Genomic DNA, 14,238 nt, shown 5'->3' on the forward strand with positions numbered 1-14,238 from the left:
CTAGTTCTCCAATCTGTCGGAGCGGATGGAATATTCGAGGACGGTGAAGCCGAATGGATTGGTCCAGACCTCGTCGATGGAGCGGCGGGTCTCCGGGCGGAACTCGAAGAGAAGCGTCGCAGTGAAGAGGCCGGTCTGGGTGCCGTTAATGGACGTCAGGCGCTTGCGCAGGCGGACCGTCGCGCGGTTGGTTCCGATCCGGTTGATGCTGAGGATTTCCACGTCGAGCCGAGCATTGGGGCCATAGACCGTCGGCGGGTAATTCTCGTTGGCGCTGTTCCAGATCTGGCGCAGCCCGCTCTCGGCGGCCCCGTCCGAGCGGCGCAGGACGCTGCGGATGCGCAGATCGTTATCGAGCTGATTGTAGATCTCCCGGTCGGTCACATAGCGGAAGACCTCCGCCTCGATGATCGCCTGGTTGGCGGTCACCGAGGAAGCGCCCACCGAGGCCTCGGGGAGTGCAAAGCCGGTGGCGGGATCATAGGGGACAACGACGGGGGGCGGATCGACATCGAGGATCGAGACAGCCGCGGCACTCAGACAGCCGATGATGCCGAAGACAAGACCTGCCAGACCAAGGCGTTGCCAGAGCCGTTCGCGGCGCAGGGCACCGTAGACCAGTTCTTCCTCGATGATTTCTTGTTCAGTCGCCACCATTCATGCCCCCGCTCGGCGTTTCGAAATGAGTTGAATCGGTTCTTCGCTGCCTCTCGCTGCGCTCGAACGCGAAAACCGATATTTGATATTGTGGATCAATTTCGAAACGCCCTAATCAGCCCGGAGGTCCGGCAAGGTGAAATCCATGAAGCGCTGTTCTTCGGCGATGGTGGCGGCATCGATCACGCCGCCGGTGCCATCGCCCACGGTCTGCACGGCTTCGAGTTGCCACATGGCGACGAGCGCAATGGCGAGCTCCGCCGTGACGCGCGTGTTGAGATCGATGCTTTCCTTGAGTTCGTCCATGTCGTCGATGAGTCCGACGAGCCGGTCGACGCGCTCCAGCGATTGCCCTGCGTCTTCATAGCTGTTCTGGGCCGCCGCCGAGACGAGCGCACCGGTCGTGGCCTGCGTCGCCACGCGGTTGGCCCCGGGATTGCCGCTCGTGGCCATTTCCGAGAGGGTGTCCTCGTCAAAGCCGAGGTCGGCCAGAACGCGGTCCATCTGGGTTTCGATCTCGCCTGCGCCGGAGCCCGAGAGGCCCGAGAAATCCCCAGTCTTGATCGCCTCAATCGTGGCGAGGATGTCGCCGAACTCTTGGTCGAGCAGGCCGTTCAACTCGTCTTCCATTTCCGTGCGGATGATCTCGGGAAGCTCGGCAAGGCGGGTGAGTGCTTCATAAGTTCTTTGCAGCTCCGCGAGTTGATCCGTGAGTGTGGCAAGCTGTTCGCGGAGCTGCGTCAGCTGCTCGTTTTGCAGAATCTCGTCTTCGATCATCTGCCGGAGCTGCTGGATGTTTTGCGCGATATTCTGGGTGTCGACGACCGGCACACCTTGCGCCACGGCAGCGGACAGGGTGCCGAGATGCAGACCGATCCCAAGCGTCGTGGCCAATGCCGTCCTCACGAGCAAATCTCTCATCAGTCTATCTCCCTGATCGTGAATTCCATGAACGTGCCTTCGGCCATACGCGCACTGGCCTGAGCCAGCTCTTCGGCGGAAAGGACGCGGGTGCGCGCGGCCTGAAGCCGGATGCGGGCGGCGACGAGGCGTACGAGTTCGGCGCGGGCATAGGTGTTGAGCGCGATGCTTTCCTGAACATCTTCCGTTTCGGAAATCCGCTCGACGATGTCCGCAATACGGAAGGCGGCCTGCCTAATCGCCGCAGGGGAATTGTTGCCATAGAAGGCCGCGCCGTGCCCGGTGATTGAGAGGTTCGCATTGGCGAGAAGTGCCGGATCAATCGTGCCGAGCGCTTCGATCCCGCCGATACGGCTCAGGTAGAGATTGTAGCGTTCGGGAATGACCTGAACGTAATGCTGGGTTTCGGCAAAGGGCGGCACGCCACCATATTCGAACACCCGGCCGGGTCCCGCGTTATAGGCCGCGAGCGCATTGATGATGTTGCCATCGAATGTGTTGAGCTGGGTCGCGAGATAGCGCGCGCCGCCATGCACCTGCAGGTAAGGGCTGTCATAGTATTCCGGGTTTATGCCCAGATCGCTGGCCGTGCCCGGCATGATCTGGGTGAGGCCATAGGCGCCGACGGGAGAGCGTGCACCGATGGTGAAACGGCTTTCCTGCCAGATCAGCGCTTGCAGCAGCGCGCGCCATTGGACGGGGGAGAGCCCTGCGCGGCCAACACCCGCAAAGCCGCTGGTCTCCTGAGCCACGCGGATGATGAGCTGCTCGATGGTCTCAGACGCATCCCCGAACATCTGCGCACCGCCGGGATTGGGATCTATCTGGCCCGTGCCATAGACCGCCGCCACCGAGCGGTCGGGATCCCCGCTGCCGCTTTCCAGCCCCGAGACCATGGCGGGCAGGCCCTGACCGCCGAAGCTGGTCTGGGCATCGAGGATGCGTCGGAGGGTTTCCAGCTGCTCCCGTTCGATCTCGGCGATGAGTTCGCGCACGGCAAGCTTGTCCGCCTGAACGGCCAAGTCTGCTTCGCGATCGCCGGTCTCGACGATGTCACGCGCGGTCAGCCCACTGTCATTGGTCGGCACGCCTTGAGACAAGACGAGACCGGGCAGCAGGCAAAACGCGAGGATATGAGGCAGGCTAGACTTCAATGTCGCCCTCCGGCGCGCCGAGCGGTGCGAAGTGGCAATCCTGGGCTGTCGCTGCCGTCGAGGCGAGAAAGGAAAAGCAATTGGCCTGCGGCTCCCGATACTGGGTGCAGGAGGCCAGCGCGCCGAGCGCAGCCAAAGCGATAAGAATACGGATCATGAAAGCCTCCAGAAGTCTGGGCGGTCGCGGTAATCGGGGCCGACGAGCGCTTCGCCCTTTTCCATGCCGCCAAGGATCGTGAGATTGGGCCCGAGGGCGCTCAGATCGGCATCGACGACGATTGAGCCCTGGTCGTCGCGGATCAGCGCCAAGCGGCTGTTGCTGCCCGTGGTGAGAAGGAAGTCGAGCTCCTTCTCTGTGAGGTTCAACATGGCGTAATCCGCAGGCTGCGCGCGGATATTGGGCAGCAGGATCTGCGTCGGCACGGCCTCGATGATAGTCTTGCCGGTCCGGGTGCGCTCAAGCTGGCTAGCATATTGCGTCATCATCACCGCGACCGTGTTCTGCTTGCGCGCGGTCACCAGCCAGTTCGACAGCCGCTCGGCGAAATACGCGTTGTCGAGCGCCTTCCAGGCCTCGTCGATCACGATGATGGTGGGGCGGCGATCCTCGATCTCGCGCTCGACCCGGCGGAAAAGATAGGAGAGAACCGCCATCCGTTCCTTGTCGGCCTCGCTGTCGAGAATGCCGGTCAGATCGAAACCCACCACATCGCCTTTGAGCGAGAACGTGTCCTCGAGGCTCTGCCCGAAGATCCAGCCATAGCGGCCGTCCTCAGACCATTCGAGCAGTCGCTGGTGCAGATCGCCGCCATCATCGGTGGACACAAAAAGCGACGCGAAATCCCGCCAGTTCCGCAGGGCCGGATTGGAGGCCTGGGCATTCTGGCGCACGACCTCCTGGATGCGGTTGGTCTGCGCCGGGGTCAGCGGCTTGTCGGCGCGGTAGAGCAGGGTGGCAAGCCAGTCCGAGAGCCAGGCGGTGCCGCGGGCATCGGTCTCTGTCCAGAGCGGGTTGAGGCCCGTGGGCTGGCCGGCGTTCAGGGAGGCGTAGCGCCCGCCATTGGCGCGGACCGCCATCTCCATACCAAGACGGTAATCGAAGACGAAGATCCGCGCCCCTGCTCGACGGGCTTGGGTCATCAGGAAGGCCGAGAGCACCGATTTGCCCGACCCGGGCCGCCCCATGATCAGGGTGTGCCCGCTGGTCGGTTCTTTGTCGGGCGATCCCTGCTCGTGATAGGAAAACCGGTAGGCGCTCTGCTCCGGCGTGGGCAAATAGGTGACGACCCGGCCCCAGGGGGTAAGTGCTGCAGGTTTGCCGAGCTGTGTCCGGTGGAAGGCTGCGAAATCCGCGAAGTTGCGATTGGTGACGGCGCTGGCGCGGACGCGCTTTGGCTGGTTGCCGGGATGCTGGCTGAGGTAATGCGCCTTGGCCGCGACCCGCTCGCCAATCATCTTCACGCCTTCGGCGGCGGCGGCGTTGACAATTTCGGCGCTGAGCGTCTGCAGCTCATCGATCGTATCGCAGAAGATCGTCACGACCATGTGGTGCTCGCCAAAGCTCTGGCGCTTGGCCTCGAGATCATCTGCGGCGATGTCGAGTGCTTCCATCAGCGAGAGTGCCGCATCTTGGCTGGCCTGCATCTGACGCTTTTGCCGCTTGATGCGGCCCGCCATGAGGTTCGAATTGATCGGCGTGAAGGAATGGGTGACGATCATGTCGACCGGCAGGTTCAGCATGTCGAACATGGTGCAGGAGGTGCCTTCCGAGTATTCCCCGATGGTGAAACTCTTGCCGTAGCGGTGTCCCACGACGCCTTCGGAGAGCTCGAAGTGATCGCCTTGAAACGTCACTCGCGTGTTGGCGACGTTGCAGGACAGGAAGCCATAGGTGTTCGCCGGATAGAGCGGCAGTTCCTGGCCAGTGTTGAGGGCCCCCAGAAAGCCGATCAACTCGCCGGACTTGGCCGAAAGCACACGTGGGTTCAGCTCCGTCAGGCCAGACAGGAACACGTTCACGGCCTCGGCTAATCGGCGAAGGCGCTTTTCGGTCGCTTCCTTGAGGCGATCCGGCGCGCTGCGGTTCAGGAACGGCAGGACGCTTTTCGGAGGCGGGCGATGGATCACCGTGAGGGTCAGGGTCTTGTCGCGCAACCCGCTGGTCTCGAGTTTCTCGCGCCAGAGACGGTCGACGTCTCCCGCGAAACTGTCCTCGCGCAGCGGCTCGAGGTCCAGCGTGATCGCCTTCGAGACCTTATGGACGTAATAGCTGAACTCCGGCCCCAATTGCGCAATGATCCGAGCAAAGAGCGCGGTCACCTTGTCGAGATAGGCGTCATCGGTCGTGTAGCTATTGACCCCGTCGAGCCGGATGCACTGGAAAATCTCGTTGACCCGCGTCCGCACGGTCTGGTCATCAACTAAGCTCACATAGGGCAGCATGTGCGCGAGGCGGGTCTCGCGTGAATACCACTCCGGTGTCATCGTGCGGGGATCGAGCGCAGCATCACGGGGCATAGCTGTCCCCGCCGTGAATGCTGCGGTTCCGCGTGGGCGGGGTTTCCTGCAGCGCAGTCATCATCACGTCGATGAAGCGCGGATCCCAGTCTGCGGCCTTCCAAAGCACCGGGTAGAGCAGGGCCGCGACAGCCAGCACCGCGATATGCTGGACCCAGACGAAGAGAAGCACGGAGCCGAAGAGCCAGACCATCGCATACATGATGGGCAGGCCCAGGAGCTTGGGCGGGCGCACGAGGCCGAGAAAGAGAGGCGAGCGCTCAGCCACCGGCAAAGACCGCCGCAACGATGGTGGGGGCGGCGGCGACACCAGCGATGCCGACAAGCACCCAAAGCGCTTGGCGCAGGTCGATGATATTGAAGAACCAGCTCAAGAAAACGCCGAGGACCGCGAGTGTGGCGATGACGACGCCAAGCGGGCCGGTCAACGCATCGACGATACCTTGCAGCAGGCTCTGGATTGGGGAGAGGTCGATGCTTTGCGCCAGGGCCGGTTCTGCAATGAGCAGGAAGATCGCCAGCGCGGCGACGAAGAGGTTTGAAATCTGTTTCATGAATTTGATCCTTCCAATCGGGCCACGACAGTCATGACGCGGGCCACGTGGTTCTGGGTTTCTCGGTAGGGGGGAATGCCGCCGTACTGGCGGACCGCATCGGGTCCGGCGTTGTAGGCTGCAAGGGCAAGGCGTGGATCGCCGAACGTGTCCAACATCATCGCGAGGTAGCGGGCGGCCCCGTCGAGGTTCTGCAGCGGGTCGCGTGGGTCAACGCCGAGATCATGGGCAGTGGCGGGCATCAGCTGGCCAAGGCCAATGGCACCTGCACTTGAAATCGCATCCTGCCGGTAGGCGCTCTCAACCTCGATATTGGCCCGATAGAGAGCCAGCCAATCCGTCACGGAAAGCCCCGCGCGACGCAGGCCGGGATGGCCGGCATAGCGCAAAGCCGTGGTCTGAATCCCGGAGAGGACATCTGCGTGGGGCAGGGGAGTCGGGCGGGCAAGGGCCGCGACTTGGACGCCCTCTTGCTCGGCCTCTAACTCGCCGAAGATAGCGATCCCATCGTAGGCCGAACCCTGACCAATGCCGTCATTGTAGTTCCGGGCAAAACTGTTCTGAGACCGGGATGGGGTCAGAGAGCCGTCGCTCTCCATGACCAGGACCATTTGCGCTGACGCAGGTGCTGCGACCAGCCAGAGACAGACGAGGTTAGCTGCCAGCGCCCTTGTCTGATGGCGCTTTGTCTGGCGGGGCAAGTTTATGCGTACGGCTTGTCCCCGCTTCAAGCGGCAGGTCGACATGCGCAAATCCAAGGCCAATGAAGAAAGACACCACGCCGGAGATCGTCTTGAACTCGCGGATCTTGATATCGTTGTAGGTCGTCCGAGTGCGGGCGGTGACGAGGAGCTTTTCCACGCCTTCGTTGGAGACCACACGCATGATCCAGACCCCGTAATAGCTGGGGCCTTTCTTGTGTGCCGATTCTTGGCACAGGATTTCTGCGCTATAGCCGCTTTCCACGAGTTCGCGGAAACGTGCTTCCGTAACCACATTTGGTGCTTCGATGTCCCAGTTCATGGCCCGGCTCACGCTTTCTCCAATGGCGCGACCCTAGGCATTCCCACTTGAAGCCCAGAGTTACGATAGTATATTATCAACCGCAAGATGTAATATCATGCTTTGGCTGTAGTTTGGTCACGCAAACACTAGTCTCGGCCAGTGTCCGCGATCAAGGAGATAACAGGTTTGAGAAACCCGAGGTTGATATGCCTGCTCCCATTGCAAGCTCTGGCCCTTCTGATCTGCGTTCCCGGGCCGGTTTTGGCGGAATCCTGCTTCGCTCCACCCCGTCCCTTCCTGCCAAGTGATTCGCAGGCCGCGCGGGACTATGCGGCTATCATCCGCAGCGATTTCGAAAATTACATCCGGGATATCCAGAGCTATTTCCGTTGCCTCGACAGCGAACGCGCCCGCGCGTTCGAAGAAGCGCGGGAAGTCAGCGAGGACTACGGCCGATTTCTGCAATTGGTAGGGGATTGATGGGCAGCCTTGGGAGCATCAGACTAGCAGCCCGTGGAAACCAGACGCCGATAACACCCTCAAATATCTACTTTTTAGATAACAGATTTCATCCGCTAGCGACGTCACAAAAGGTATGTGACGCGTGGCAAAAACAATCAGAAGCAAAGGGCAGGTGGCACTCTGCCAGGCGTTGGTCGACGCGCGCAAAAGCGCAGGCTTGGGCCAGGACGACTTGGCGGACAGGCTCAAGTGCCATCAATCTCTCGTGGCGCGCATTGAGAGCGGCGAACGCCGGATCGACGTCGTCGAACTGGTCGTTCTGGCGCGCGCCATCGGCTTTGACCCCTTCGAGGTTTTGGCGATCGTCGAAGCCGCCACGGAGCCCGACCACAGGATTTAAGCATTTAATTGATCGAAAACGGGAGCATATCCGAGGTTGCCTGTGGAAACAGCTTAGAGTTGACAAATTCCAAGTGCCACCTGCCGAGGACTCAAAGCGCTTACCGACAAAGAGTGATCCGGCAAACTGTGCTCCGATTTGAAGCGGCAAATTAAAGAAGGTTAGTAACGAGTGAACAAAGAAAAAGATGAAGCCGTTGCGATTGCAGCGCTAATCGGCACGGATGGCCGCAGTGTCGTCGGATTGGTGTATCGTTGGTATTCGGGCGGGCTCGCGGTGAAATGGAGTGACGGCCCGCAACGGGTTGTGGTAGTGGAACCTGAGCTGACTGATGCGGAAAAGCGCGAAATCGACTTCGATGGTTTGACAAATATCTGAGAAGAAGGTGATGGACCGGATTAGGTCTAAAAGGCACCGTGATCGTTGGTTGTGGCTTGGTTTTTCGAGCTATACGCCTGCCATGAGCACATCTACGGCCCGAGTGATCAGATCGCCCTGGTCTGCAACGCTCCCTGTTCGGTGCAACGCCGACCGTCGCACAGACGCAATTAGCCGTGTCGCAAGCACAAGACGTCGGCCGTCATGTTGGAGTTCAGGATTTAGGTGCCGCACCGCAGGGTAGTCGGAGAGAAGCGGGATGACGACGATCGAAGTGTCAGGAGGCAGAAGCTCGCTTTCGACAACAACCATGAAAACACCATTGTACTCCGCGACATCAAAGCGGGTCAGGAAATCCATGACGATCCGCCGGGCGCGGTGATGATGTCAGCGAGCGGGTGTCCGTGACGTTCGTGCCAATCTGATTGGGCTGTAAATGCATCTGCGTTCTCAGCAAGCCACTTGTTGCGCCGAGTTTCGGCAACGGCCTTTATAAGTGCCGTCTCAGCAACTGCAGAGACGTTGATCCCAAGCTCCTTTGCGCCTTCAAGCGCCTTGGCATCAAGTGTCAGGGAAGTTTTGCGTTTTGTTGCAACTACCATTCCAGTGCACTCCTAAATAATACCGTCAAATTATACCGTATCTTGGAGCAATGCAAGATCCTCGATCACAAGCCTGGAATGGAACACCACGATTTACGAACATCACCACTCACAATTGATGCGTTGAGTACCTCGAGCCAACGGCATTGCAATGGCTCAATAGTTCACCTGTTCGAATCCGTAGGTGCCCTCGGAATCCTTCCAATCAACAAAGACGGCACGAGTCCCAATACGCGGGCAGACGGTCCCAAAACCCTCGTTCCCCTCAAAAGCCGGAGGCAGCTCGTCCGGTGATGCGAGACGCCACCGAAACTGTCCTGTGCTGTCGTATGAACCATGCCGGATCTGGGCCGTGCGACGGCAATGTTCGCCTTCACCGACAGCTCCTTGGGACAAATAGGCATCAAAGACATCAATGGAGCGGATGAACGCAAAAGCGGACCCGCTGACATCGATATCAGCCCCATGCCCTACAGCTTGCGCGAGACGAAGCGCTTCTATCTCGCGAGCTATGGTGACTGCTGGCCTAGTATTAAAGCCCGCTAGCCTGTGCAGGCGCTCACTTGGTGCTGGAGTTTCAAACCCCACATGCATCGGGCAGCGCCAGATCTGTAAAGGCGGCTCAACCGGCCAGGGTGTGATCCGCCGTATGAATTCGGCGCGCGCCCTGGCACATGGGATCGCCGCGGGCCAGCCACCAGACAAACACAGAAGGATCGCGCAGTCGATTGGGTAGGTTTGAGCTCTTGTGCTTGAAGGCACCGAACTATTTGCAAAAGCCAGAGCCGCCGCAAAAAGAAGGACATGTTTTTTGGTCGGGAAATGCATGGTCGGGACACTCCAGAAAGCACAGCGAGTAGATATACGGTAGTATAATATTGTAACGCACGTTATATCAATTGTTAGTTCGGCGCATTTAACATAACCTATATTACGCGTCATCGCTTTGTACGGGGGGGCACATTCTAGAATGGGTTGCGACACCTCCTCTATCTTGCTGAAAAAGCAAGGAGAACAGATATGGCGCATACAGAGCTGGATTTGCGTGAGAGACGCATGATCAAGGACATGTTTAATGCAAAAGTGCCGGTGAGCAAGATCGCGGCAACGATCGGCAGGCATCGCTCAACGGTCTATCGCGAAATCAAGCGGAACTTTTTCACAGATAATGAGCACCGTATCTGAACAGCTACTACGGAATGAATGCTCAGAAGTACGCATCAGATCGACGCGCACGGCGGCGCAAATTGATCCGGCTGGAGGATCTGCGTTCCCATGTCATCGCTCAGTTGAAGATCGGCTGGACGCCTTGGCTTTGATGGCTAGCCCGTGCGTGTCAGCCATGAGACGATCTATGCTTACGTCTACAGCCCCGAAGGACAGTCCGAACAACTTGCTCGCCATCTCCCCAGCCGTCGAAAGAAGCGGCAACCACGCTACGCCAGAGGGCCCACAGGCCAGGTTTTCCCGCCGGGTCGGTCCATCCATGGACTTCCGGACTATGTGAAGACCCGCGAAACTTTCAGCGGATGGGAAGGCGATTTGATGATCTTTGAACGCGCGCAGGGCACCATGAACGTCGCTTCGCTTGTCGAACGCAAGACCCGGTTCGCTGTCCTGTTTCGCAACAACGATCGCAGCTCGACCCACTTCATCAACATACTGATGGACGTGATGGAACCCCTGCCCCAGCCAGCCCGCAAGTCGATCACCTTCGACCTTGGCTGTCAATGGCAGAGTAAAAGTGGGCCAAAGGGCAGTGCAAAATGTTGCCACTTTGGGGTTGGAACACTCACCGTATAGATAAGCGCCAGCATCCGGGTGGCCGCGCTTGTCATATAGCGGCGGCTGCCCGGATGCTTTGGCCTGTAAGGGGTCTGATGCCGGAGAGTGCAGATTCCTACGCTAAGCGGTGAGAACCCGTTTCCCGTGATCGCGCAGATTGCCGTTCGGGTCGACATATCGGTAGAGTGTGACCGGTTTGACCCCCAATTCCTTACAAAGTTCTGAAACCGATGTGTCGCGGCTGGCCATAGCGGCCTGCGCCATTCGCACCTGCGCTTTTGTCAGAGCAAATTTCCTTCCACCTTTCCGGCCGCGGGCGCGGGCGGCTCGTAACCCCGCCATTGTGCGTTCGCGTATCAACTCGCTTTCAAATTCGGCGAGAGCGGCAAAGATGCCGAATGAAAGCCGTCCTGCGGCAGTTGTCGTGTCGATTTGCGCCCCTTGCCCAGTGAGAACCTTGAGGCCGACGCCGCGCTCGGACAGCATGTTGACGGTTTTGACAAGGTGGTGGAGGCTGCGCCCCAAGCGGTCGAGCTTCCACACAACCAGCACATCGCCGTCACGCAATGCTTTGAGGCAGGCCTGCAAACCGGATCGGTCATCCTTCTTGCCGGACGCCAGGTCTGAGTAAATCTGTTCTTCTTCTACAGCTGCACCGATCAGGGCATCCCGCTGCAGGTCTAGGGACTGGCTGCCGTCGGCTTTTGAGACGCGGGCATAGCCGATCAGCATGTTTCACAAACGTTCGTTTGAGACGACCTGGAAAACGACGCGCTTTCAGCCATCCGAACAATTTCTTATTCAGTATCTTAATCATCAATACGCAAACCATATGCAGAAAGCAAAAGGAACATGGCGCATCGTACTATCCTCACCGAGCGTCAGCGCTCAGTACTTTTTGATCTTCCGACCGATGAAACGGCGATGTTGCGCCACTACACCCTTGCGGACGACGATCTGGAAATCATCCGCGCCCGCCGCCGCCCCCACAATCGTTTTGGGTTTGCTCTCCAGCTTTGCGCATTGCGCTATCCCGGTCGGTTGTTGACCCCGGGCGAGGTCATTCCAATGGAGATCACGCGCTTCCTGGCTGGGCAGCTTGGGCTGAAGTCAGACGATCTGGCTGGATATGCAAGCCGCGAAGAAACGCGTCATGAACATCTGGCGGCCCTGCGGGAACTCTATAGCTACAAGATGTTCACTGGCCGAGGATCGCGCGACCTGAAGGCCTGGCTGGAGAGAACCGCCGAAACTGCCCGGTCGAACGAGGACTTGGCGCGGCGTTTCGTGGAACAATGCCGGGTGACCCAGACCATTCTACCGGGGATCACGGTTATCGAACGCCTTTGCGCGGATGCACTCGTTGCTGCAGAGCGACGGATCGACGCTCGGATTGCCGACCGGCTGGACGATGAGATGTGCAGCCGACTTGACGCGTTGCTGACGGAAATGGCGGACGGTTCTGTCACCCGCTTTGTCTGGCTGCGCCAGTTTGAGGTGGGCCAGAACTCGGCCGACATGAACCGGCTGCTCGGCCGGTTGGAATTCTTGCAGACCATGGCCGTGGACCGAACCGTCCTGTCGGATGTGCCGCCCCACCGTATCGCGCGCCTCCGACGGCAAGGTGAACGTTACTTCGCTGGAGATCTGCGGGATATCTCCGGCGACCGCCGCCTTGCCATCCTCGCGGTCTGCGCTCTGGAATGGCGCAGTGCCATTGCCGATGCCGTGGTCGAAAGCCATGACCGGATTGTGGGGAAGACGTGGCGCGAGGCGAAACGCGTATGCGATGCTCGGGCAGATGACGCCAAGGCTGCTTTGAAAGACACCTTGCAGGGCTGCTCAAATTTTGGATCAGCTCTGCTGGAAGCACATGAAGATCAGGCCTCCCTGATCGAGGCCATTCAAAACGCCGGAGGCTGGTCATCGCTGAGGGGGCTTGTTTCCACCGCCGCCCAACTGACCGACACATTGGCGGCTGATCCACTGGCACATGTTGTTCACGGGTATCATCGCTTCCGACGCTATGCGCCGCGCATGCTGCGGGCGCTCGATATTCAGGCGGCGCCGGTGGCCGAACCGTTGCTTGCCGCCGCCGACATCGTCGCGGGTACGGAAACGACGACTACCCGGCCACTGACCTTTCTGCGCCGAGCTTCGAAATGGCATCGACACTTGAATCACGACGATGGGAACCGGCTTTGGGAGGTGGCGGTCCTGTGCCACCTGCGCGACGCATTCCGTGCCGGCGACATCTGGCTCACACATTCCCGCCGATATGGCGATCTCAAGGACGCGCTGGTTCCGACAGAAGTTGCCACGGCCACGCCAAAACTGGCCATGCCGTTTGAACCGGAGCTCTGGCTCGCGGATCGAAAATCTCGCCTGGCCGATGGCTTGGAACGACTGGCCCGCGCCGCCAGGGCGGTTGCCATTCCGGGAGGTTCTATCGAAGGTGGCGTGCTCAAGATCGACCGTCTGACGGCGGCTGTCCCCGATGAGGCCGATGCCATGGTGCTCGATCTTTACAACCGCCTGCCGGAGAACAGGATCACAGACCTCCTGCTCGAAGTGGATGACGAGATCGGCTTTACCGAGGCCTTCACCCATCTGCGCACCGGCGTTCCATGCAAAGACAGGGTCGGCATGTTGAACGTGCTGCTGGCTGAAGGGCTGAACCTTGGCCTCAGCAAAATGGCTGGGGCCACGAACACCCATGATTATTTCCAGCTCTCGCGCCTGTCGCGCTGGCATGTGGAAAGCGAGGCGATGGCACGCGCCCTGGCCATGGTGATCGAAGGTCAATCTGCCTTGCCGATGGCCCGGTTCTGGGGCGCAGGGCAGACCGCTTCGAGTGACGGACAATTCTTCCCGACCACGCGCCAGGGCGAGGCGATGAACCTGATCAACGCCAAATACGGCCATGAACCCGGTCTGAAAGCCTATACCCATGTCTCCGACCAGTTCGGCCCTTTCGCCACCCAGACCATCCCGGCCACGGTGAACGAGGCCCCTTACATCCTGGACGGCCTGTTGATGACAGACGCAGGCCAGAAAATCCGCGAACAGTATGCCGACACGGGCGGCTTCACCGACCACGTCTTCGCCGTCACCGCCCTTCTGGGCTTTCAGTTCATCCCCCGCATCCGGGATCTGCCATCCAAGCGCCTCTACCTCTTCAATCCGGCATCCTGCCCGAAAGAGCTGACGGGCTTGATAGGCGGCAAGGTCAGGGAGCCTGTCATCAGCTCGAACTGGCCCGACCTGCTACGCGCAGCGGCCACCATGGTTGCGGGCGCGATGCCGCCAAGCCAACTCTTGCGAAAATTCTCTGCATATCCCCGACAGCATGAACTTGCGGTAGCATTGCGCGAAATCGGCCGGATCGAACGGACGCTGTTCATCATCGATTGGCTGCTGGATGCCGACATGCAGCGCCGCGCCCAAATCGGCCTGAATAAGGGCGAAGCGCATCATGCGCTGAAAAACGCCCTGCGCATTGGTCGCCAAGGTGAAATCCGTGACCGAACAGCCCAAGGCCAGCACTTCCGAATGGCCGGGCTGAACCTGCTCGCCGCTATCATCATTTACTGGAACACCAAGCACCTTGGCCAAGCTGTCACGGCGCGCCAACGCGACTGTCTGGATTGTTCACCAGATCTGCTAGCGCACATCTCGCCACTCGGATGGGCCCACATCCTTCTCACCGGCGAATACAGGTGGTCAAAAAAGTGATTAAATCGCCTTAGCCTAGGATTCTGCACTCTCCGGCATCAGACCCCATGGTGAAACTGTGAGATAGC

The 14,238-nt window shown here is 59.6% G+C and carries 17 protein-coding genes and 1 pseudogene; 5 read left to right on the forward strand and 13 right to left on the reverse strand.

Going from position 1 to position 14,238, the window contains the following annotated elements:
* The 9 genes from ACLGGT_RS20820 to ACLGGT_RS20860 form a co-directional block, all read right to left on the reverse strand.
* Positions 1-657, reverse strand: coding sequence for a virB8 family protein (locus ACLGGT_RS20820; RefSeq protein WP_437197533.1), 657 nt, complete (start codon positions 655-657; stop codon positions 1-3).
* Between the two features lie 111 nt (positions 658-768).
* Entirely contained in the window at positions 769-1,578 is an 810-nt protein-coding gene (locus ACLGGT_RS20825) for a type IV secretion system protein (protein WP_437197534.1), read from the reverse strand.
* The gene (locus ACLGGT_RS20830; RefSeq protein WP_437197535.1) at positions 1,578-2,732 is read right to left on the reverse strand and encodes a lytic transglycosylase domain-containing protein; all 1,155 of its coding nucleotides are present in this window, start codon (positions 2,730-2,732) and stop codon (positions 1,578-1,580) included. Before ACLGGT_RS20830 ends, ACLGGT_RS20825 begins: the two co-directional genes overlap by 1 nt.
* On the reverse strand, positions 2,722-2,889 hold the full coding sequence (locus tag ACLGGT_RS20835) for a hypothetical protein (RefSeq protein ID WP_169737470.1): 168 nt from the start codon (positions 2,887-2,889) through the stop codon (positions 2,722-2,724). The genes ACLGGT_RS20830 and ACLGGT_RS20835 overlap by 11 nt, the downstream gene beginning before the upstream one ends.
* On the reverse strand, positions 2,886-5,249 hold the full coding sequence (locus ACLGGT_RS20840; protein WP_437197537.1) for a type IV secretion system protein B4: 2,364 nt from the start codon (positions 5,247-5,249) through the stop codon (positions 2,886-2,888). Before ACLGGT_RS20840 ends, ACLGGT_RS20835 begins: the two co-directional genes overlap by 4 nt.
* On the reverse strand, positions 5,239-5,517 hold the full coding sequence (locus ACLGGT_RS20845) for a type IV secretion system protein VirB3 (protein ID WP_009808059.1): 279 nt from the start codon (positions 5,515-5,517) through the stop codon (positions 5,239-5,241). Before ACLGGT_RS20845 ends, ACLGGT_RS20840 begins: the two co-directional genes overlap by 11 nt.
* Positions 5,510-5,803 (reverse strand): TrbC/VirB2 family protein, encoded by a 294-nt coding sequence (locus tag ACLGGT_RS20850; RefSeq protein WP_110281104.1) that lies wholly within the window; start codon positions 5,801-5,803, stop codon positions 5,510-5,512. Before ACLGGT_RS20850 ends, ACLGGT_RS20845 begins: the two co-directional genes overlap by 8 nt.
* Positions 5,800-6,414, reverse strand: coding sequence for a lytic transglycosylase domain-containing protein (locus ACLGGT_RS20855; protein ID WP_437197539.1), 615 nt, complete (start codon positions 6,412-6,414; stop codon positions 5,800-5,802). Before ACLGGT_RS20855 ends, ACLGGT_RS20850 begins: the two co-directional genes overlap by 4 nt.
* Before the next feature lie 43 nt (positions 6,415-6,457).
* On the reverse strand, positions 6,458-6,826 hold the full coding sequence (locus tag ACLGGT_RS20860) for a hypothetical protein (protein WP_437197540.1): 369 nt from the start codon (positions 6,824-6,826) through the stop codon (positions 6,458-6,460).
* A gap of 210 nt (positions 6,827-7,036) precedes the next feature.
* Here ACLGGT_RS20860 and ACLGGT_RS20865 point away from each other — a divergent pair, with 210 nt between their 5' ends.
* The 3 genes from ACLGGT_RS20865 to ACLGGT_RS20875 all read left to right on the forward strand — a co-directional run bounded on the left by ACLGGT_RS20865 (position 7,037) and on the right by ACLGGT_RS20875 (position 8,048).
* On the forward strand, positions 7,037-7,288 hold the full coding sequence (locus tag ACLGGT_RS20865) for a hypothetical protein (protein WP_411236435.1): 252 nt from the start codon (positions 7,037-7,039) through the stop codon (positions 7,286-7,288).
* A gap of 124 nt (positions 7,289-7,412) precedes the next feature.
* Entirely contained in the window at positions 7,413-7,670 is a 258-nt protein-coding gene (locus tag ACLGGT_RS20870; RefSeq protein ID WP_159965062.1) for a helix-turn-helix domain-containing protein, read from the forward strand.
* 171 nt (positions 7,671-7,841) lie between these two features.
* The gene (locus tag ACLGGT_RS20875) at positions 7,842-8,048 is read left to right on the forward strand and encodes a hypothetical protein (protein ID WP_437197541.1); all 207 of its coding nucleotides are present in this window, start codon (positions 7,842-7,844) and stop codon (positions 8,046-8,048) included.
* Positions 8,049-8,117: 69 nt separating this feature from the next.
* Here the strand turns inward: ACLGGT_RS20875 and ACLGGT_RS20880 are convergent, their stop codons facing one another.
* From ACLGGT_RS20880 to ACLGGT_RS20890, 3 genes are all read right to left on the reverse strand, one after another.
* Positions 8,118-8,408 carry a CcdB family protein gene (locus tag ACLGGT_RS20880; RefSeq protein WP_437197543.1) on the reverse strand — a complete coding sequence of 97 codons (291 nt, stop codon included), beginning with the start codon at positions 8,406-8,408 and terminating at the stop codon, positions 8,118-8,120.
* Positions 8,396-8,650 carry a type II toxin-antitoxin system CcdA family antitoxin gene (locus ACLGGT_RS20885; RefSeq protein ID WP_437197544.1) on the reverse strand — a complete coding sequence of 85 codons (255 nt, stop codon included), beginning with the start codon at positions 8,648-8,650 and terminating at the stop codon, positions 8,396-8,398. Before ACLGGT_RS20885 ends, ACLGGT_RS20880 begins: the two co-directional genes overlap by 13 nt.
* Positions 8,651-8,806: 156 nt before the next feature.
* Positions 8,807-9,478, reverse strand: a complete 672-nt coding sequence (locus ACLGGT_RS20890; protein ID WP_437197545.1) for a hypothetical protein — start codon at positions 9,476-9,478, stop codon at positions 8,807-8,809.
* Between the two features lie 192 nt (positions 9,479-9,670).
* Here ACLGGT_RS20890 and ACLGGT_RS20895 point away from each other — a divergent pair.
* Positions 9,671-10,387, forward strand: a pseudogene (locus ACLGGT_RS20895) (IS30 family transposase); the annotation flags it as partial.
* A 168-nt stretch (positions 10,388-10,555) separates the two neighbouring features.
* On the opposite strand, the gene ACLGGT_RS20900 reads toward ACLGGT_RS20895, so the two are convergent.
* Positions 10,556-11,167: a recombinase family protein gene (locus tag ACLGGT_RS20900; RefSeq protein WP_437197546.1), complete on the reverse strand. Its 612-nt coding sequence runs from the start codon at positions 11,165-11,167 to the stop codon at positions 10,556-10,558.
* A gap of 120 nt (positions 11,168-11,287) precedes the next feature.
* Between ACLGGT_RS20900 and ACLGGT_RS20905 the strand changes: the two genes are divergently transcribed.
* Positions 11,288-14,170, forward strand: a complete 2,883-nt coding sequence (locus ACLGGT_RS20905) for a Tn3 family transposase (protein WP_437197547.1) — start codon at positions 11,288-11,290, stop codon at positions 14,168-14,170.
* The last annotated feature ends 68 nt before the right edge of the window (positions 14,171-14,238 follow it).

The organism is Roseovarius sp. MS2, from assembly GCF_051447875.1.
In the GTDB taxonomy this organism is placed as follows: Bacteria; Pseudomonadota; Alphaproteobacteria; order Rhodobacterales; family Rhodobacteraceae; genus Roseovarius; species Roseovarius mucosus_A.